This window comes from Nocardia sp. NPDC019323 (assembly GCF_044389845.1).
Classification (GTDB): Bacteria; Actinomycetota; Actinomycetes; order Mycobacteriales; family Mycobacteriaceae; genus Nocardia; species Nocardia implantans.
Genome location: NZ_JBIRYN010000005.1, coordinates 1 through 19893, shown reverse-complemented (window position 1 = coordinate 19893; position 19893 = coordinate 1). Strand labels below are relative to the sequence as shown.

14 protein-coding genes and 1 pseudogene are annotated in these 19893 nt (G+C 71.3%); 4 read left to right on the top strand and 11 right to left on the bottom strand.

Annotation, left to right across the window (positions count from 1 at the left end; translation table 11 throughout):
* Positions 1-2 precede the first annotated feature (2 nt).
* The 4 genes from ACH49X_RS19480 to ACH49X_RS19465 form a co-directional block, all read right to left on the bottom strand.
* A complete protein-coding gene (locus ACH49X_RS19480; RefSeq protein WP_195082870.1) occupies positions 3-656 on the bottom strand; it encodes a HemK2/MTQ2 family protein methyltransferase in 654 nt (217 codons plus the stop codon).
* Between the two features lie 31 nt (positions 657-687).
* Entirely contained in the window at positions 688-1704 is a 1017-nt protein-coding gene (locus ACH49X_RS19475) for an iron-containing redox enzyme family protein (protein WP_357107477.1), read from the bottom strand.
* A gap of 109 nt (positions 1705-1813) precedes the next feature.
* Positions 1814-2152 (bottom strand): Lsr2 family protein, encoded by a 339-nt coding sequence (locus ACH49X_RS19470; RefSeq protein ID WP_195082868.1) that lies wholly within the window; start codon positions 2150-2152, stop codon positions 1814-1816.
* A gap of 1019 nt (positions 2153-3171) precedes the next feature.
* Positions 3172-3816, bottom strand: coding sequence for a TetR/AcrR family transcriptional regulator (locus ACH49X_RS19465; protein ID WP_195082867.1), 645 nt, complete (start codon positions 3814-3816; stop codon positions 3172-3174).
* Positions 3817-3985: 169 nt separating this feature from the next.
* Here ACH49X_RS19465 and ACH49X_RS19460 point away from each other — a divergent pair, with 169 nt between their 5' ends.
* Entirely contained in the window at positions 3986-5398 is a 1413-nt protein-coding gene (locus ACH49X_RS19460; RefSeq protein WP_357207996.1) for an FAD-dependent monooxygenase, read from the top strand.
* On the top strand, positions 5391-7184 hold the full coding sequence (locus ACH49X_RS19455) for an FAD-dependent oxidoreductase (protein WP_357107481.1): 1794 nt from the start codon (positions 5391-5393) through the stop codon (positions 7182-7184). The genes ACH49X_RS19460 and ACH49X_RS19455 overlap by 8 nt, the downstream gene beginning before the upstream one ends.
* A 57-nt stretch (positions 7185-7241) precedes the next feature.
* Here ACH49X_RS19455 and ACH49X_RS19450 read toward each other — a convergent pair whose 3' ends face one another.
* Both ACH49X_RS19450 and ACH49X_RS19445 read right to left on the bottom strand, forming a co-directional pair.
* Complete coding sequence (locus ACH49X_RS19450; RefSeq protein ID WP_195082864.1) at positions 7242-8021, bottom strand: alpha/beta fold hydrolase; 780 nt, start codon at positions 8019-8021, stop codon at positions 7242-7244.
* A 546-nt stretch (positions 8022-8567) separates the two neighbouring features.
* Positions 8568-8981 carry a hypothetical protein gene (locus tag ACH49X_RS19445; protein ID WP_195082863.1) on the bottom strand — a complete coding sequence of 138 codons (414 nt, stop codon included), beginning with the start codon at positions 8979-8981 and terminating at the stop codon, positions 8568-8570.
* Positions 8982-9202: 221 nt separating this feature from the next.
* Here ACH49X_RS19445 and ACH49X_RS19440 point away from each other — a divergent pair, with 221 nt between their 5' ends.
* Complete coding sequence (locus tag ACH49X_RS19440) at positions 9203-11815, top strand: LuxR C-terminal-related transcriptional regulator (RefSeq protein ID WP_195082862.1); 2613 nt, start codon at positions 9203-9205, stop codon at positions 11813-11815.
* A 47-nt stretch (positions 11816-11862) separates the two neighbouring features.
* Positions 11863-13518, top strand: coding sequence for an alkaline phosphatase D family protein (locus tag ACH49X_RS19435; protein ID WP_357207999.1), 1656 nt, complete (start codon positions 11863-11865; stop codon positions 13516-13518).
* Between the two features lie 16 nt (positions 13519-13534).
* Here ACH49X_RS19435 and ACH49X_RS19430 read toward each other — a convergent pair whose 3' ends face one another.
* The 5 genes and pseudogenes from ACH49X_RS19430 to ACH49X_RS19410 all read right to left on the bottom strand — a co-directional run.
* Positions 13535-14674 (bottom strand): metallophosphoesterase, encoded by a 1140-nt coding sequence (locus ACH49X_RS19430; protein ID WP_195082860.1) that lies wholly within the window; start codon positions 14672-14674, stop codon positions 13535-13537.
* Positions 14675-14750: 76 nt separating this feature from the next.
* The gene (trpB, locus tag ACH49X_RS19425; RefSeq protein ID WP_357107488.1) at positions 14751-15992 is read right to left on the bottom strand and encodes a tryptophan synthase subunit beta; all 1242 of its coding nucleotides are present in this window, start codon (positions 15990-15992) and stop codon (positions 14751-14753) included.
* Positions 15993-16158: 166 nt separating this feature from the next.
* On the bottom strand, positions 16159-17382 hold the full coding sequence (locus tag ACH49X_RS19420) for a serine hydrolase (RefSeq protein ID WP_357107491.1): 1224 nt from the start codon (positions 17380-17382) through the stop codon (positions 16159-16161).
* Positions 17383-17443: 61 nt separating this feature from the next.
* The gene (locus ACH49X_RS19415; protein ID WP_357208001.1) at positions 17444-18670 is read right to left on the bottom strand and encodes a hypothetical protein; all 1227 of its coding nucleotides are present in this window, start codon (positions 18668-18670) and stop codon (positions 17444-17446) included.
* A 558-nt stretch (positions 18671-19228) separates the two neighbouring features.
* A pseudogene (locus ACH49X_RS19410) lies at positions 19229-19893 on the bottom strand (lytic transglycosylase); the annotation flags it as partial.

Below are 19893 nucleotides of genomic sequence, written 5' to 3'. Positions count from 1 at the left end.
GCTCATTGCCGGATTCGGTCGGCACGGATCACCACCAGATCTTCCATTCGCTGGCCGGGGCTGATCAGCCCGGCCGCTTCCAGCCAGTCCGCGCGGCGGCGCAGCACCGGCCCGAACGGCACCGTCGCCCGCGCCACCACCGCGGCCTTCAGGCCCCGCTCGCGCAGCTGGTCGAGGGTCGTATCGGGATCCGACAGCGCCGAGTGCACGATCAGCGCGATCCCGCGTGGTTTCAGCAGCGTCGGCAGCGCCGCGCACAACTGATCGAGAATCGCCCTGCCCTGCGTTCCCGCGTCCCACGCGCGGGCGATGCCGCGGCTGTCGGTGCCCGCGGGAGCAGGGACATACGGCGGGTTGGCCAGCACCAGATCGAAACTGCGCCCACCGAGCACGGCGGCGAAATCACCGCGCAGCACCTCGGCTTCGATGCCGCGCAGCCGGCAGTTCAACCAGGCCGACGCGACCGCGGCCCTCGACACGTCCACGGCGGTCACCCGCGCGGCGCCGGTATAGGCGGCGGCGACGGCCAGCGCGCCGGTGCCGGTGCACACATCCACCGCGTGCCCGCCGCGCGGAATGCCCGCCTCGGACAGGGCACGCACGAGCAACCAGGTGTCCAACTGCGGCGGATAGACGCCGGGGGGTCGAATCAACATCACTCTGGCCGGATAGCCAGCTCAGCGCCGCTCAATCAGCCGCGCCCGGCGCGCCCCCGGTCTCCCGCAACGAACTGCGGCCCGCGCGCCAGGCGTCGAGCACATGATCGGCGAATCGGTCCTCGAGCAGATTCGTCACCTGGATGCCGAAGGCCACCGACTCGGTCAGCTCCGGTTCCCGCCGCAGCAGGTCACCGATCACGCCGGTGCGCATGATCTGCTCGTGCACCGCGTCGGCTTCGACGTGCTCGCGGAAGAACAGCACGCACGCCGGGTCGGCGTCCAGCCGTTCCAACGCCTCCACCAGACGCTGCGCACCGGGTGGCGAGGTGATCTCCACCGTGGCGAAATGCCCCACCAGCGCGCCACGCAACGACCGGTGCAGCCCGAACAGCGACATCATGTTCACCAGCGCGAGCATCGGCGCGGGCACCACGTCCAGGTAGTGCAGATAGTCCGGATCCAGCCCCGCGCCCGCCAGCAGATCGGCGTACAGCTGCGCGTGCACGCGCTCGCCGCGCCCACCCCCGAACTCGTCGAACTCCACCGCCACCAGCGACGCCTTCGCTTGGCCGCGCAGCCGCGGAATCACCCAGGCGTACGGGTCGGCCTCTTTGTGGTGGTAGATCGAGCGGTGCACAAAGTACTCGCGCATCTGCCACCACTCGCCCTCGTCGCGCAGGAAACGGCTCAGACCCTCCGGGTCGGCGGGGGTCACCAGCAACCGGTCGAGTTCGGCGTCCAGATCGGCTCCGCCGGGCACGTCCTCGCGCAGCGCCCGCAGGAACCGCTGTTCCAGCGCGGCGCGCAGACCCAGCAGGCCCGGATCCCATTCCCAGCCCGCGTCGACCGTCGTGAAACCGTGATAGTGCAGCTCGTAGCAGGTGTGCAACGCCAGATGCAGGTCCTCGCCGTACGGGTCCGCCGGACCCGGCTCCGGTACCGGATCGCGCCCGGGCGCACCGCGCAACAGCTCCACCACCGCCTCCGACAGCTCGCCGCGTGGGCGCGGCAGATCCTGTTTCGGGGCGCCTATCATCACCGTCATACCGGGCGCTTACCCCGGCCGGGCGCCCTTATCGCGGCGCCGCGCGGAAAGAATGCGGTGGCCGTCCCCACACTGTGGGGACGGCCACCGACGAGACGGACCTGCGGAGCTACCCGTTCGCCTTCTTGTACGCCTCGACGACCTCCGCGGAGATCCGTCCCCGCGCCGAGACGTCGATGCCGTTCTTGCGCGCCCACTCCCGGATCACCGTGGCCTGTTCCCGATCGGTCGCCGACCGCAGGGCACCGCCGCGGCCGCCGCGGCGCGCGCGACCGATCTTGCGGGCATACGGAACCCATTGTTCGAAGAATCCGCGCAACTGACCGGCATTCTCCGCCGACAAGTCCATCTCGTAGGCCACGCCGTCAACGGCGAAAGACACGGTTTCCTCGGCCTGAGACTTGCCGTCGTAGTCATCGACCAGTGTGACGACGACCTTGCGTGCCATAGAGATAATCCCTTCACGGTTACCGAGCGCGTGCAGTCGAAAAAACAATCGTAGCCAGTAGATAACAGATCGGTTCCACCCCCGGAACACCGGGGTCCCCTGCCGGCGCGCGGGACGCGACGCAGCGGACGATTCGCCGCGGGCGGCCGCTGCGCCATCACATAGTGCACGCGCACGCGGCCGAACGGCAAACGCCGCATCGACCGCGGCACGGCCTACCGCCTGCCGCTGCATCTGGCGAAGCAGGCAGGCGCGCGGCCACTTCCCCACTCCGCACCGGCACGAGACGATCACCGCACGGGCGGGAACAAGGTCTGCGGCGGCCCGCCGCGGGGCGCAACTTTCACTGAATGAACGATTCCGCGAGTCCGACTTCGTGGTTCCCGTCCTGGCCGTTGCGCACACTTCACAGGGGACCGCGGGTGCGGTCGGTGTGCGCGGAGCAGAAAAAAGCGGTGCATGAGCATTCGGTGTTCGATCCGCGGCCGCTCGACGCATCGAAGGCGGACCCGAATCGCGATCAGCTGTTGTCGCCGACGTGATTCGCCGCGCACTCCGCAATTTCTCGTCCCGGCGTCCGGGTTCGCGCGCACCGCACCGGGTCACTCGATCCGGCGTAGCCTTCGCCTGCCCGGAATCGACGCCATTCGCGCGCCCGGGTTTCTTTTCCGCCGGGCGGCATCACCGTCGCGGGTCGATGCCGCCGGTCGGTCCTCTCGTTCGACGAAATATCGGAGTACCCCTTCCATGAGTATTCCTCGGCCGCTGGGCATGCCGGCCCAGCCCGTGCGCGTCCCCCTCGCCGGAACTGCTAGCTGCGTCCGACCGTCCCGCTGGAACCGCACCACCGGCTACACCGCCGCCGTGCCGTATCGCGCTCCCGCCGGGCTCGAGCCTCCCAGTTTTCGCACGCCAGGGCCGGGCATCGCCCGATGGCACGGCCCGCCCGTCGTGCGGATCGGGCGGATGCGGAGCGACGCCGTGACCACAGGGATCCGCCTGTGGCGCCGGATGATTCGTCAGGACGACGGTGCGTCACCGTACACGGTCAACCAGATGGCCCGCCCCAGCGCCTCCGCGAGTGCGTCGTCGGTGACCCCCGACCCGGAAGAGAAGCTCGCCGCGATCGCCCGCTCCACCATCGAGGTGAGCACGATGGCGGTGGCCTGCGGGTCGATCGCCGGACTGATCCTGCCCTCGGCCCGGTCGGTCTCCAGCCGCGATCGCACCACCCGCACGAACGAGGCGACCCGGCCACGCCAGTACGCGCCGACGTCGCGGTCGTAGGCGGCCACCTCGCTCAGCGCCAGCAGCAGGGATCGGTGCTCGCGGAAGCCGGCGATCATGGTTCGCACGGCCGCGACCACACCGGCCTGCCGCCCGGTGTGCTCGGTGACCCACCAGCGCTCGGCGGCCTCGAACAGATCCGCCGTGGCCAATTCGGCCATCCGGATCAGCAGCCGGCTCTTGTCCGGGAAGTACCGGTAGAACGTCGATCGCGCCGACTGCGAGGCGGCGGCGATCCGGTGCACGGCGATCTCGGTGTAGGGCGTGCCGTCGGCGAGCAGTTCCTCCACCGCGGCCAGGACACGCCGCTCGAACTCCGCGCGCCGGTCGTCGACCGGTTTCCGCGCGTTCCTGGGGACTCGGGTCAGCGAGGGCATCCGGTTCCTCTCCGCGGCGCGACGGCCGTCTCGGTCGGCTGTGCCGGTCGGTTGCGTCCCACCATGGCGTCCATTCTGCCGACACGGCACCGATATTGACATTCGGACGCGCACCGCTCACCATCGATCGGACACAGTGTCCGAGACTATGTGACCGAGGTGTTCGGGCATGCGCGGATCCCCTTCTCCGGCAATCGAGTACACCGATGTGGTGGTCGTCGGCGCGCGCTGCGCGGGCTCCGCGGCCGCCATCGCGTTCGCCCGCGCGGGCCGGGACGTCGTCGCGCTGGACTCGGCGCGTTTTCCCTCCGACACCCTCTCGACCCATCTGCTGTGGCCCGCAGGCCTGGCCGAACTGCGCCGCGCCGGAGCGCTCGAGCGCGTCCTTCGGCTCGGCGCGCCCGCACTGACCACGGCCTTCGCCGACGGCGACGGCGTCGCGGTCCGCTCGTCGTTCGCGCCGGTGGACGGCATCGACCACGCGATGTGCGTGCGGCGGACCGGACTGGACGCCGCGCTCGTGGCCACCGCGGTCGAGGCCGGAGCGCGGATCCGGGAGGGCGTGCGGGTCACCGATCTGCTGTGGTCCGGCGGGCGCTGCGCCGGTGTCCGCTACAGCGCGGGCGGCGGCGAGCACGAGCTGCGCGCCCGCCTGGTCGTCGGGGCCGACGGCCGCCGCAGCACGGTGGCCAGGCTCGTCGGCGCCACCCGGCCCCGGTTGTCCGCGCCGAGCGGGCGCGACTGCTACTTCGCGTACTGGCACGACGGCGCGGCCGACCAGCGGCACATCGCCGCGCAGTGGCGCCGCGGTCCCGATCTGGGCACCGCGTTCCCCTGCGACGACGGCTTGCTGCTGAGCCTGGTCCAACCACCCGCGCAGCCCGGCGGACCGGGCGCGGGACGCGCCGAACTCCGATACCAGGAAGCCATCGAGCGGCTACCGGGACTGCGGCTGCGGCTGCGCGACTGCCGCAGAGTCGGGCGGGTGCGCGCGGCCACCGGCCTGTCCTCCTATTTCCGGCGCTCGACCGGGCCGGGCTGGGCGCTGGCGGGTGACGCGGGCCATTTCAAGGACCCGGTGACCGCGCAGGGCATCCGCGACGCCTTGCGTTACGGCCGGTTGCTCGGTGAACTCGCCGCGCCGGCCCTCGACGACACCGAGCATCTCGACACCGTCCTGACCGCATGGCAACAGCTGCGCGATCGCGAGTGCCTCGGCGTCTACCAGTGGACCAATCGCCTGGCCAGGGGCACGGCGATGCGCCCGCTGGAAATCGAGCTCTACCGCAGGGCCGCGGGCGACCCGGCATTGGCCGACCGGGTCACCGAAGTCTTCTCCCGCACCGTGGAACCGAAGGACGTCTTCACTCCCGCCCGCGCCGCCCTGTTCGCCGCGGGAGCGCTGCGCGAGTCCTGGCGGGCGCCGTGGCCCGTCCTCGCCGACCTGGCCGGCGAATGCCGCGACGCGGTCTCCGAACTAAGGGAAGCCCGCGCCTTCACGCGCACCGGTTCCGCCGAAGCCATCCCGTCCCGCCCGCCGCGGGACACTCTCGCGGCATCTTCAGGAGATCGACATGCATGACCCGCGTCCCCGGCCGACCATCGACCTCACCCGCCGCGACCTGCTGCGCGGCGCGCTCGCGGCCGGCGTATCCGTCGCCGCCGCCGCGCAGGCACACGCCGCGCCACCGGAAGCCCGCCGAACGCCCGGATTGCGCACCGGCGGGAAGTCGGTCGCAATCCTCGGCGGCGGAGTCGCCGGGCTGTCGGCCGCCCACGAATTGATCGAACGCGGATACGAGGTCACCGTCTACGAACCGGCGTTCCTCGGCGGCAAGGCGCGCAGCATGGGCGTGCCTGGCACCGGCACCGACGGCCGCGCGGACCTGCCAGGGGAGCACGGCTTCCGATTCTTCCCCGGCTGCTACCAGAATCTGCCGGACACCATGCGCCGGATTCCGTTCCCCGGCAATCCCGATGGCGTGGCGGGCAACCTGGTTCGCGTCGAGGGCACGGTCGCGGGTTTCCGCGGCAGGCCGCCGCTGTTCGCGCCGGTCGAATTCGGCGGCCTCGATCAGCTGACACCGCAGCGCATCCAGAACACGCTGATCGGCGCGTTCGGGTTCATCCCCGAGCTGCCCCCGGCCGAACTGGCGTTCTTCGCCAAGCAGATGACCGTGTGGTTCACCTCGTGTACCGAACGGCGGTTCGGGCAGTGGGAATACGTGACGTGGGAGCAGATCCTGCGTGCCGAGGGCAAATCGGCGGCCTATCGCGAATACCTGGTCAGCGCCCTCACCCGGATCACCGTCGCGGCCAAACCCCAGTTGAGTTCGGCCCGCACGATCGGCACCATCGGTGAGGCCCTCGTGCTGGCCGGCACCGGGGCGATCCCGCAATATTCGGCCGGTATCGACCGTATCCTCAACCGCCCCACCAACGAGGCCTGGATCGATCCCTGGGTGACGTATCTGCGGTCGCGGGGCGTGCGATTCGCTCTGGGACAGCGGGCGACGCGGCTGGAGTTGCGGGACGGCCGGATCGCCTCGGCCACAGTGACCGGCACCGACGGCCGCTCCACCGCGGTCACCGCGGACTGGTATCTGTGCGCCATGCCCGTGGACAAGGCGGTCGGGCTGCTGAGCGACGAGATCATCGACGCGGACCCGCATCTGGCGGGAATGCGCGAACTCAGGACCGACTGGATGGTCGGCATCCAGTACTACCTCGCCCGCCCGACCGAACTGCCGGAAGGCCACATCGCCGCGCTGGGCTCGCCCTGGGCGCTCACCGCCCTGCGGCAGGCGCCGATGTGGGTCGGCGACTTCGCCGCGCGATACGGCGACGGCACGGTGCGCGAATGCCTTTCGGTGGACATCTCCGACTGGGACTCCCCCGGCATCCGATTCCACCGGCCCGCCAAGCAGTGCACCGCCGACGAGATCGCCGAAGAGGTCTGGGCCCAGCTGAGCGAATGGCTCAACACCGGCACGGGCTGGCTGCGCCCCGAGGACATCCGCTCCTGGCATCTGGACCCGGGGATCACGTGGACCGCGAGCGGCATCCACAACGAAACCCCGCTGCTGGTCAATACCGTCGGCTCCTACGACCACCGCCCTGAGGCCCGCTGCGCCGTCGCCAACCTGTTCTTCGGCGGCGACCACGTGCGCAACAACATCGACCTCGCCACCATGGAGGGCGCCAACGAGTCCGGGCGCGCCGCCACCAACGCGATCCTCGATGCCGCCGACGACCCCGCGCCCCGCGTCCCGGTCTTTCCCCTGGTATCCCTGCCGGTCTTCGACCCGTTGAAACGCATCGACGCCGACCGCTACCGCGCCGGACTGCCGCATCTGCTCGACGTGTGACCAGGCGGGCGGAGCCGGCCGGATGACCGAGCCGACGCGGCGCGGGAGGCAGCCGGATCAGGACGCCTCGGCGGCGGTCGTGCTCGTGGTGGTCAGAATCGTGTGTGCGACGAGCCGGGGGTCGTCGATCATCGGCACGTGGCCGGTGTCCGGCAGAACGGAGAACGCGGCCTCGGGCAGCCGGGTCCGCGCGATCGGCAAGTGAGTCTGTGCGGGCAGCACACGATCGTGCTCCGACCAGGCCACCGTGACCGGGCACGGCAGCGGGTCCAGCGCGGCGATCTGCTCGTCGGTGCCGAGCAGATCGGCCGTGACGGTGCAGCCGAGCAGGTCACGCAGGAAGGTCATGGCCTGCGCCGCGTCGGCGCGGTCTCCGTGGACGGCGATGTTGCGCAACGCCGCTCGCCGCACCGCCGCGCTGCGCAGGCCCACCGGGGCGAGGAAACCCAGCAGCCGCCCCGTGATCACCTCGCGGGCGATGCGGCGGGTGGCGGCCGTACGGCTTCGGTCTCCGGCTTCCCAGAAACCCGCGGGCGAGAGCGCGCACACGGTCTCGGCTCGGCCGCGCCGGGCCAATTCGATCGCCATCCAGCCGCCCAGCGAATTGCCCGCGACGTGTACCCGCCGCAATCCCAGCGCGTCCAACCGGCGCTCGATGTCGTCCACCAGGTGCTCGACCCGCGCCGGCCGCCGCAGGGCGGGCGGACCACCGCGATGCCCGACCGCGGTCGGGGTGATCACCTCGTGGCGCGCGGCGAGCAAGGGTGTGACGTGATCCCACACCCGTTCGGACATCGTGACTCCGTGCAGCAGAACGAGCGGGGGCTTGCTGGGCATTGGCGTCCCTTCGAATTCGTGGTGCGGTCTCGAAGGTGGATACCACAATCTCGCCTATGGTTGCAGCGGAAACCCCTACTTCACCGCGCGATTGCCGGGGTTTGCTCCCCGGAATGCTGCTTCGCTCCGACGGTGTCGCCACCGCCCCGGTATCCCCCGCACCGACACACCATGAATTCCGCGTGCCGGAGTTGTGAAGCACCACAATGTCTCCGGCGCGCGGAAGCATCGGGCCCGGAGATGTCCCCCACCGAATCCGGCCCGGCCGAGCATGTTCAAGCCCGGTGAACGGATCGTCCGGCAGCGCGGGATGTCCGCCTACCGAGGCGCGCTTCCCGGTCCGGGATACCGACAGCAACCGGGCGCGGTGCCGCGGATCGCAGCACGTGGTTCGCGTCGGCTACCGCGAAGCACGACCCGCGGGGAATGGCGAGACGCTCGAGCACCCGGAGGCCGCCGCGCCGCCGGCCAACGGGACGCGGCGCCGCCGGGGTGCTCGAACTGCTCGCGCGCCGCCCCGACCCGGGCGCGAAGTGTCCGCCCGGGTCAGACCGCTTCCGGACGCCAGGTGGCGATCGCCCAGATCACGACGATGTTCAGCGCGATGACCAGGATCGACCATGCCGGGTAGTACGGCAGCCACATGAAGTTCGCCAGGATCGACAGGGCCGCCAGGCAGATCGCCACCACCCGCGCCCAGGTCGCGCCGGTCATCAGGCCCAGCGCCGCGATGACCAGCAGGATGCCGAGCACGATGTGGATCCAACCCCACGTCGTGGTGTCGAACTTGTAGACGTAGTCGGCGCCGACGACGATGAGCTCGTCCTCGGCGACGGCCGAGATCCCCTCGAAGATCGACAGCACCCCCACGGTCAGCAACAGGATCGCGGCCGCGATGGACGTGCCCGCCGCGATGCCACGGCGGACGGGGTGTGACTCCGGTTCGGTCATGTGCGTCATCGGTCGCCCCCTTTCTCGGGAAGTAATAGACGCCTTCCGAATCTCCACCAGTCGCCCCGTCCGGCACTTCACCCGTTTCGGGTGACTCCCATATTCCGCGATCGCGCGAAATGAAAATTCCATAACGACGACACACGATCTGATCGAGCGGAGTTCGTACCGGGTAAGTTCCGCTACCGAGGCGCGGTAGTGATCTGTCAGCACACGGCCCGGGAGGCACGGTGACCACATCGCACGTCCCCGCTCTACGCCGCATCCCGGCCGCGGCGGGATACGCTGCCGAGATACCGGCGTTGCCGTTCACTCCGATACCCCGGCCCGATCTGTACGCCGCCGCCGACAACATGACGGGCACCGGGCACGTGCTGCTGATCCACGCTCCCGCCGGGACCGGGAAATCCGTACTGGCGGCCGCCTGGGCAGCCCGGCAGGCCGCGCGCGGATCCGAGGTCGCCTGGTTGACCGTCACCGAGCAGCTCGACGAGGTGACGTCGCTGTGGGCGGTCCTGCACGCCCGGTTCGACATCGCGGCGATCACCGAGCCCGGCTCACCGACCACGTACGCCGCGGCGCTCGCCGAGACGCTGGCCGCGCGGACGACGCCGACGGTCCTGGTGGTCGACGACGCGCATCTGCTCACCGATCCGGCCGCGCTGGCCGTCGTCGAGAACTTCCTGCTCCACGCGCCGCCCACCGTCACGACGGTGCTGTGCGCCCGCTTCGCCCCGCCGATACGCTGGCACGCCCTCGAACTCCACGCCCGGCTGACCCGCTGGGGGGCAGGCGAACTGGCCTTCACCGCGGACGGGATCGACGCGCTGTGCCGCGACCACGGGTGCCGACTCACCGCCGCTGAGCTCGACGCGCTCGACACCATGACGCGGGGCTGGGCCGCGCTCGTGCGCATCGCCGCGAGCCATATGGCCGCCGCGACCGGCGATCGCACCGCTGCGCTCGCCGCGCTCGCTCGCCCGGCGCGCGCGGTCGCCGATTTCCTGCACGGGGAACTGATCGAGGCACTGCCGCCTGCGCTGCGCCGGTTCCTCACCGACACCAGCGTTCCGATCGCGTTCACCGAGCAGCTCGCCGACGAACTCGTGGGCGGCGGTGCGGGGCAGGCACTGCAGGAACTGGACCGGGCCGGCTTCCCGATCGACGCGGTCGTGCGCGACGGCGACGTGTGGTTCTCCTGTCCTCCGCTGCTGCGCGCGTATTTCCTGGCCGAAGCCCGGCGCCTCGGACCGGATGTCTGCGCGCAACTGCACCGCCGGGCGGCCCGATGGCTGCGGTCCGCGGGGCTGCCCGAGACCGCCCTGCCGCATCAGCTCGCGGGCGCCGACCACGACCAGCTGTGCGAATTCTTGTCGGCGTCTGCGCTGCGGATGGTTCTCGACGGCACGGGCCCGACGCTGTTCGATCAGCTGGCCCGCTCGGCGCCCGCGTTGCTCGACGACCCGTTCCTGTGGTTGGTGCGCGTCGTCGACGCGGTCGTCGCGGGCAGCGCCGCCGCAGCGGTGGCGTGCCTGGACACCGCGGCGGCGCGGCGCGCGGCCAAGGTCTCCTTCGCCGCGCCCGAGCGGCTGGACGCGCTGACCCTCGCCGCGACCATCGACGTCGCGGCGACCACCGGCGCGGTCTTCCCGGAGTTTCCGGAGGACCTCGCGCCGACCGGCGACCCCGATCTCGACGCCTACACCGAGATCCAGATCGCCACCGCCTTCGTCGCAGGCGGCGCCGTCACGCGGGGGGAACAGCTGCTGCATTCCGGACTGGCGCTGGCCGAGCACGCGGGGCGGCCCCGCCTGGTGCTGCGTGCGCTGACCCGGCTGGCGTTCGCCGCCGACGCCGTCGACGCCGCCACCGCGATGCGGGCGCGTGCGGCACGCGCGCTGGCGGTCGCGGAGGAACACGGGCTGCTGGAGAGCACCGACGCCGTCCAGGCGACCGCCGTGGCCGCCTACGGCGCCTACCTGCAAGGTGAGACGCCCGGTGCGGCGCAGGTCGCGTCCGTGCTCACCGAGCGGGTCGATCACGACGGATCACACGGTCCGGTCGCGGGCCGGCGCGGCCACGTCATCGGCCGCCTGCTCGACCTGGAACAGGCGGAGGAGCAGTCGGCCGCGGTCGACGCGCTGCGCCGCAGCCTGCTGGCCCTGCTGGAGCACACGGCGGTGCCCGCCACCACCGGCAGCCTGATCCTGCCGGTGGTGTGGGCGCTGCTGCGCGTGCACGATGCCAGGACGGCCCAACTGCTGGTCGAACGCGCCCGCGGCATCGTCGGCGAACTGCCCGAGGTGCGGCTGGCCGACGCGGCACTGCACGCGGCCGCCGATCGTCGCAAGGCGACCTGCGCGGTGCTCGAACCACTGCTGGACCGCGCGGGCGATCTGCGCCCGGTCAGCGCGGTCACCGGGTGGCTGCTCTACTCCGCGGCGCAACACGAGTCACGGGCTCCGGCCAGGGCCCTCACCGCGTTGGAGAACGCGTTGGGTTCCGCGACGCCGCACCGGCTGCTGCGGCCGTTCCTCGACGTGCCGGCCGCGATGCCTTTGCTGGACAGCTACGCGGGCCGTCTCGGCCGGGCGGAGAGCTTCGCGGAGGCGATCCGGCGTCATCCCGCGGCGCGCCGCAGACCCGCCTACCCCGCCTTGACCCACACCGAGATGACCGTGCTCAAGCAGTTGCCCTCCGGCCGCACCGCCCAGCAGATCGCCGAGGACCTCGGGGTCTCGGTCAACACCGTGAAGACGCACCTGCGCGGCATCTACGGCAAGCTCGGCACCAATTCCCGGGTCGACGCGCTGCACCACGCGCGCCGCGGCGGCCTGCTCTGACGTCGCGACCGGACTTCCCGCCGCCGGGCGCGGCTCTACGCTGAGGTATGGCCCTCTCACGCCGGGAACTGTTGCGCGTCGGCACCGCCGGGTCGGCCGCGGTCCTGGCCGGCGCCGCGGCGGCGAGCAGCGCCCGTTTTCCCGCCCCGCGCCGGCTCGGCGATCCGTTCTCGCTCGGCGTCGCGTCCGGCGATCCGGCTCCCGACGGTGTGGTGCTGTGGACGCGGCTGGCCCCGGACCCGCTGGCGCCGGACGGCCTCGGCGGCATGCCGGTGGACCCGGTGACGGTCGACTACGAGGTCGCCGAGGACGAGTACTTCCGCCGAGTCGTGGCGCGCGGATCGGCGGTGGCCACCCGCGCGCTCGGCCACAGCGTGCATCCGGAGGTGCACGGACTCGCGCCGGATCGCTGGTATCACTACCGGTTCCGGGCGGGTTCGGCCGTCTCGCCGATCGGGCGCACCCGCACCGCCCCCGCGCCCGGTCGAGCCTTGGCGCGGTTGCGCTTCGCCTTCGCCTCCTGCCAGTCCTGGAGTTCGGGCTACTACACCGCCTACGAGCACATGAGCCGCGAAGACCTGGATCTGGTGGTGCATCTGGGCGACTACATCTACGAGCGAGCCTGGTCACGCGGGCGGGCCGGCGTGGCGATGGGTCCGCATTTCCGCGACGAAGCCGTCGATCTGCCCGGCTACCGGCTGCGCTACGCGCTCTACAAAGCGGAGCAGCCGCTGCGCGCCGCGCACGCCGCGTTTCCGTGGCTGGTCACCATGGACGACCACGAGATCGACAACAACTGGGCCGGCGAGGAGCCCGGCATCGGTCTGGACATCTGGCGGGTGCCCGCGCTGTTCCGAAGGCGCCGCGCCGCCGCCTTCCAGGCCATGTACGAGCACCAGCCGCTGCGCTTGGCGCAGTTGCCGTCCGCGGCGGGCATCCGCCTGCACCGCCGTTTCCGGTTCGGCGACCTCGCGGAGATCACGATGCTCGACACCCGCCAGTACCGCACGCCGCAGGCCTGCGGCGGCGCCGTGGTCAGCGGCTGCGCCGAGCGGTTCTCCCCCGGCCGCACGATTCTCGGTGCGGCACAGCGCGATTGGCTGATCGACGGCCTGACCCGGTCGCCGGCGCGCTGGCAGGTTCTCGGCAATCAGGTGGGCATGAGCCAGAACGACTCCGATCCGGGTCCCGGGGTCAGCGTCTCCACCGACGCCTGGGACGGCTACGTCGCCGACCGCAACGCCGTGCTGGGCGCCGCCGCGGCCCGCGGGGCGGGAAACCTGGTGGTGATCACCGGCGACCGGCACGAGAACCAGGCCGCCGACCTGCGGCGTGACTACTCCGATCCCGGATCACCGGTGGTGGCCGCGGAATTCACCGGGACCTCGATCACCAGCAACGGCGACGGAACCGATCTGAGCGACAAAGGCCGCCGTCTGCTCGCGGCCGATCCGGACGTCAAATTCTTGAACGCCCAGCGCGGGTACGTCCGGGTGGAACTCGACCATCGAGTATGGCGCAACGATTTCCGCGTGGTGCCCTATGTGCGCCATCGCGGCGCGCCGATCCACACCCGCGCCAGTTACGTGGTCCAGGACGGCGTTGCGGGTGTCACCGAGGCGTGGACTCCCGGCCACACCCCCGCCCCGCCGTCGGCGCCCGATGCGGTGAGCCGCGCCGACGCCGAGCACGGCCCGCGCTGACTTCACCCGCCCCGCTTCACCCCGCCGACTCCGCGCGCAAGACCAGCACGGTGATCTCACTCGGCGCGAACACGCGCAACTGCGGCCCCCAGAATCCCGTGCCCCGGCTGGTGTAGAGCTGGGTGCGCTCGCCGTGGCGGCTCAGCCCGGCGACGACGGGCTGCTCGAGGCGGACCAGATAGTGGAACGGCCAGATCTGGCCACCGTGGGTGTGGCCGGAGATCTGCAGCGCCACACCGGCGGCCACCGCCTGCGCGATCTGTCTGGGCTGATGGGCGAGCAACACGACCGGTACGTCCGGGTCCGCGCCCGCGAGCGCTGCGGGCAGGTCGGGGCCGTGCCCGGTCAAGCCGACACCGGTGGGGTCGTCGATGCCTGCGATCACCAGCCGATCGCCGCCGCGGCGCACCACCTCGTGCTGGTTGTGCAACGGCTGCCAGCCGAGCGAGGTCATGTGCTGGATCCAGCCTTCGGCATCGCCGAAATACTCGTGATTGCCGGTGATGTAGAACCGGCCGAGTTCGGCCTCCACCTTGCCGAGCGGGTCGACCTGCGCGCGCCGCTTCGCCACCGATCCGTCGGCGAGGTCGCCGGCGTGACAGGCGATGTCGGGTCGTTGCGCGTTGACCACCTCCACCACGCGTTCCGACCAGCGCAGCCGGTCCAGCGCGGCGTAGTGGGTGTCGGTCACGACGACCATGCGCAGTCCGTCGAGCGCGGAGCCGAGACCGGGAATCGACACCTCCACCGTGCGCACCCTCGGCACCCGGCGCGCCTCGATCACACCCCACACCACCAGCACCGTCGCGACCGCGAGCACGCCGACGGCCACGATCCGGGAGCGAGCCGGGTCGCCGACGCCGGCGACCGTCAATCCCGCGCGCGCCAGATTGCCCAGCACCGACCAGCTGAACAGCACCCACATCACACCGAGCACAGTGTCGCCGACGATCGAGGCCGCGTCCGACTGCGCGGGCCCGTGACCCAGATACATCGCCGCGGGCAGGCCCGCGAACCCGAGCAGGAACAGCGCCGAACCAAGCCAGAACAGCGGACCGGATTCATCGGTGGTCGCGGCCACCAGCGTCCACCAGGGCAGCAGGAACAAGACAGCGGGAATCGCCAGGAACAAGATCAGGCGGGGCACATACTTCAAGAGGGCTCGTCCTCGTGCGCGGGTGTAGCGCGCGGTCCCTCTCCGGCGCCATGGGCGCTTCCGACCATAGCAGCGGTCATGCCACGCCGAGCCGCTCGGCGGCGACGGCGAGATCCTTGTCCCCTCGGCCGGACAGGCACAGCACGATCAGCGAGCCCGCGGGGATCTCACCACGGTCGGCCATCTCCATCAGGTGGCCGACGGCGTGGGCGGATTCCAATGCGGCGAGGATGCCTTCGGTGTGGCTGAGCGCCTGCATGCCCCGCAGGGCGACCGCGTCCGTCGCGGCTCGATAGGTCACCCGGCCGCTGTGCTTCAGATGGCTGAGCTCCGGCCCGACCCCCGGATAGTCCAGTCCCGCCGCGATACTGTGCGTCCGCGCGATCTGGCCGTCCTCGTCCTGCAGCAGATAGCTGTAGGAGCCGTCGATCTCGCCGGGGCTGCCCATGCACAGGGTCGCCGCGTGCTCGCCGGTGTCCACCCCCAATCCGGCCGCTTCGACGCCGATCAGCCGGACCTGCGGGTCGTCGGCGAACGGATGGAAGACCCCGATCGCGTTGCTGCCGCCGCCCACACAGGCCAGGACGTAATCGGGCAGTCTGCCTTCGACGCGCGCGATCTGGGCCCTGGTCTCGGTGCCGATCACCGTCTGGAAGTCCCGCACGATCCGCGGATACGGCGCGGGCCCGGCCGCGGTCCCGAACAGGTAGTAGGTGGTGTCCACGCTGGCCACCCAGTCGCGCACCGACTCGCTGATCGCCTCCTTCAGCCGTCGCGAGCCGATGTCGACCGGCCGCACCTCGGCGCCGAGCAGCTTCATCCGCATCACGTTCGACGACTGACGGCGCATGTCCTCGGTTCCCATGTACACCACACAGGTCAATCCGAGCATCGCCGCCACCGTCGCCACCGCGACGCCGTGCTGTCCCGCGCCGGTCTCGGCGACGATCCGCTTCTTGCCCATCCGCCGGGCCAGCAACGCCTGCCCGATGGCATTGTTGATCTTGTGGGCGCCGGTGTGGGCCATGTCTTCGCGCTTGAGATACACCCGGACGCCCGGCACGCCCAGCAACCGTCCGAAGCGCCGTACCTGATGCAGCAGCGTCGGCCGACCCACCCGGTCCCGCAACAGCTCTCGGTACTCGGTGACGAAGCCGGGGTCCTCCCGCGCCAGGCGATAGGCGTCCTCCAGGTCCAGCAGGGCGGCCATCAGGCCCTCGGGAACGAATCTGCCTCCGAACACGCCGAACCGGCCACGCTCGTCGGGAAACATCTCGTGCCGGGATGCGCTCACCGCCACGTCAAGGTCAATCCTCATCAACACCAACGCTTTCACCGCCAAAGAGCCGACGGGTCAGTCTGTTCCGCTAGCGCTAGCACAACCCGACAGGTTGGCAACGACCGAGTTAACAGACTAAATCGGTCGGATGGCTAAGGTCTTCTCACTGGTGGAGGCCCTCGGCGCGGGATGCCCTGGCGCGTGGCTACCGGTCGGCAGGCACCGTGGCGGAGATCTGGGCGACCAGCTGCCACGGACGCTTGGTGTCGGTGGTGGCCTTGCCGCTGGTGAGGATGGCCCCGGACAGCCCGCGAGCCGGGTCGGCCCAGCCGTACTGGGTGGTCAATCCGCTACGCCCGAAGTGCGATCCGGTGTCGCGGCCGAATTTCGACCTGCGCCCGCCGAGTTCGAATCCGGCTCGGCTGACGCGTCCGGCGACGCCGGGTATCCAGCGCGCCGGGCGCACCGCCTCGGCCAACGTCTCCGGCCGGATGATGCGCCTGCCGTCCGGTGCGCCGCGGGTGAGGATCTCGTAGAACCGCGACAACTCCGCCGCGGTGGTGACCAGATTGCCCGACGGCAGTTCGGCGGTGAGGAAGGCGTCGGTCGCCGAGCGCGATGCCCGGTCCATTCGCCCGCCGATGGCCTTGCGCGCCAGGTAACTCGCCGTGCGCGACGGCGCCGGACCGGTCTTCACGCTCGGCACGACTTCGCCCACATCCTCCGGATGCACACCGAAATTGGTCCAGCGGAAACCGAACGGCTCCAGCACCTGCTCGGCGAGGTGCTCGCGCAGCCGCTTGCCGGTGGCCCGCTGCACCAGCAGCCGCAGGATCAACCCGATGGTCAGCGCGTGGTACACGCGGAACCGTCCCGGCTTCCAGCTCGGGACCAGATCGGCCAGCCCGCGCACGGCCAATTCCTCGTCGAGCACCAGATCGACGCCTCGGTATGGCGGTGGGACGAACGGGATCCCGGCCGAGTGCGAAAGCACGTCACCGATCGTGATGGCGGCCTTGCCGTTGGCGGCGAACTCCGGGATGTACACGGACACCGGCTCGTCGAGGGCGAACGCGCCCTGTTCGACGAGCATGAACATCAGCGCCGCGGCCACGCCCTTCGCGGTCGAGAAGCCGCAGAACGGCGTCTCCGGAGTGGCCTGCACCTTGACCGCGTCGGGTCCGTCCTCCGGCGCGTTGCCCCAGCCGTGACCGATGGTGCGGTTGAGCACGATCTTCCCGTCACGGCGCAGGCAGACCTGGATCGCCGGGGTGGTGCCGAGGCGGTACCACGCCTGCACCGACGCCCACAGCGATTCCACGTCGGCGCGGCCGATCCCGGTCGCGGTGGGTTCGTCTTCGTGACCTCGGGTCGTCACGGCCTCCAGGTCGTCGACGATCGCCACCCTTCCGGCGGTTGGTGCGCTCACCCGGCCAGCTTATCGGCCGGCCGAGGATGTCGCCGCCGCGCGGGCGGGGCGGTCGATGTCATCAGCGGCCGCTCAGCCAGCTCTCCTTCAGCTTCGCGTGGTTGTCCCACCAGGCCTGGACGACGGCAGGGTCGGCATTCCAGGGTGGCGGCGGCGACTCGCCCGGGAACAGGAAGGTGTCGTCGGGGACGGCGGCGGTTGTCGGTTCCGGGTACTCCGTCGAGGTGCGCGGGTGCGGCGGCGGCTGCTGCTCGGCGGGCGGCGGTCCGGGGGGCATTGGTATCGGCGGGGCGGGCAATTGAGCATGCGCGTTCGCGGGAGGCGGCGGCGGCACCGGCGGTTCGGGATACGGCTCGGGAGTGGCGGCCGCCTCCGGCACCACGGAGATGGGCGCCTGCTCGACCGCAGGAGCGGGGGCCGCCTGCGCCGGATTCGGGTCGACCGGCTGGGTGGCGGTGGCGGCCGCCGCTCCACCGATCTCGGCGTCGGCCGGACGGTCGTCCCGTGCCTGCGCGACCGCGATCGCGGCGCCGCCGAGCAGCGCGGCGACGGCGGCCCCGGCCAGGATCACCCGGCCGCCGTGCTTGCGATCGGCCGCTGCCGGTTCCGCCGCCGCGCCCCGGAACGGAGCCGCGACGACCAAGGCCGCACCGTAAGCGGCGGCGTTGGCATGGTCGGGCGCCGTGACGACCGGCGCGTCGAGCCCGGCTCGCAATGCGGAGACGACCTCCGGATCTCCCGCCGACGAGCCGCACAGCACCACGGCGTCGGGCAGTACCCCGGCTGCTTCCAGAGCGGGCCTGATCCGGTCGGCCGCCGAACCCGCGGTCTCCGCGTCGACGACACCGGACGACCAGGATCCGGACAGCAGGATTTCCTCTCGATTCGGCGCGGCCACGAGATACGACGTGTGGTAGCCGACGACCTCCATCACCAGCAGGGTGTCGTCCTCGGCCAGTCCGGGCAGGTCAGCGAGCAGCGCGAGCAGCGCCGTCTTGGTCGACACGAGCGACGACGAACGCCATGAGGCCGACGAGAGTTGCGAGACGATTGCCCGCCGTTCGGCCACGGTGCGGTAGGCGACCGCGACGTCATCGATTCGAGCGCCGGAGCCCGCGGCGGCGGTCAACGCGTCGAGCGCGGCGGCCACCGATGCGGCGGTGGAGTGCTCGACCGGCTGTTCGATCTCCCCCAGCACGGCGGGACGGGTGCCTCGCCGCGCCGTCGACGCGATCATCACCCCACGTACCACCGCCTGCTCCGCTGATATTCCGACTGTGGCCCTCATGAGATCACCTCTGCTCGACCGGTCCCGGTAAAGGTTCGTCACCGCGGTCGCCGGCGACCGGCCCCGGTCGGTGCACCGGGCCACCCATCCGCCGAGCGCCCACCGCACGAAATGGCGTCCTCGAAGGCCACTGACAGTGACTGGCCTCTTGGGCGCCGCTGGTAGATGCCACGCGATAGCTAACGACCACAATACGTCGGTTGACGCGGTCCGGATACGCCTTTGCGGCAGGCGTCGCGCGCTCGGGGGCACGGTCGTGGCCGCATCCATCGGCGCCACTCCGGCGGCGGTGTTCGAACCGATCCGATGGCGTGCGGAAGCGGCTGGTATCGCATGGCGATCGGCGGAGAAACACGGTTGGGGCCAGTGCTCGAAGACCTCTTCGAGCGCTTCGGCGGCTCGCCTGCACGCGGGTCGAGTCACGTCCGCGCCGCCCTCAGGCCGACAGACCCGAACGCAACCGCGGCCGACGTCGACGACGCCGCATTCACCCCGGGTTCCCCTCAGGGCTGGGGCGGGCCGTCGCCGGATGCGAGCCGGCTCGGGTGACAGCCGATGTCAGCCCGCCGGTGGCGGCGGGGGTGGCCCTGGCAGCGGGATGACGATGCCGAAGGGCAGGGTGATAGCGGGCGGCGGCGGGGGTGCCGGCTCCACGCCGCGTTCCGGTTCCGGTTCGGGTTCCGGCGCGGGCGGGGTGGTGGTGGCAGGTTCGGGGTGGCGTGGTGCGACGTCCCGCTGTGGGGCGTCCGGCGCGGGTACGGGGACGGTGGCCGCTTCCGGCTGCGCGCAGTCGACCGTTCCGGCGTCGGCGCTTCGCGGTTCGGCGTCGGCACCGTCGACGTCCGGGTTGCGCAGGTGTCCGGGGGCCGCACCGTATGTTTGCCCGGGCGCGAGGGGGATGCGGCCGGATTCCGGCTGTCCCGGTTGCGGCATCGGAGCGGGAATCGGTTGCACCAGGCAGGGATGCACCGGCTGGGGAGGCGGGCAGAAGATCCCGCACGGAATCGGCGGCAGACCGGGCAGCGTGATCATCACCTGTGTCTGTGTCTGCGTCTGCGGCCGTGGCGACGGCGGCGGCGTCGCCACCTCGGGCGCGGGCACCGTCGCGGTGACCGCGGTCATGTCGGTGCCAGGCCCCACCGGCGGCAACGACCCCGGCGCCACCAGATCCGGCGACACCCGCACCGGCGTCGGCGAACCACCCGTCCGATACGCCCGCGCCC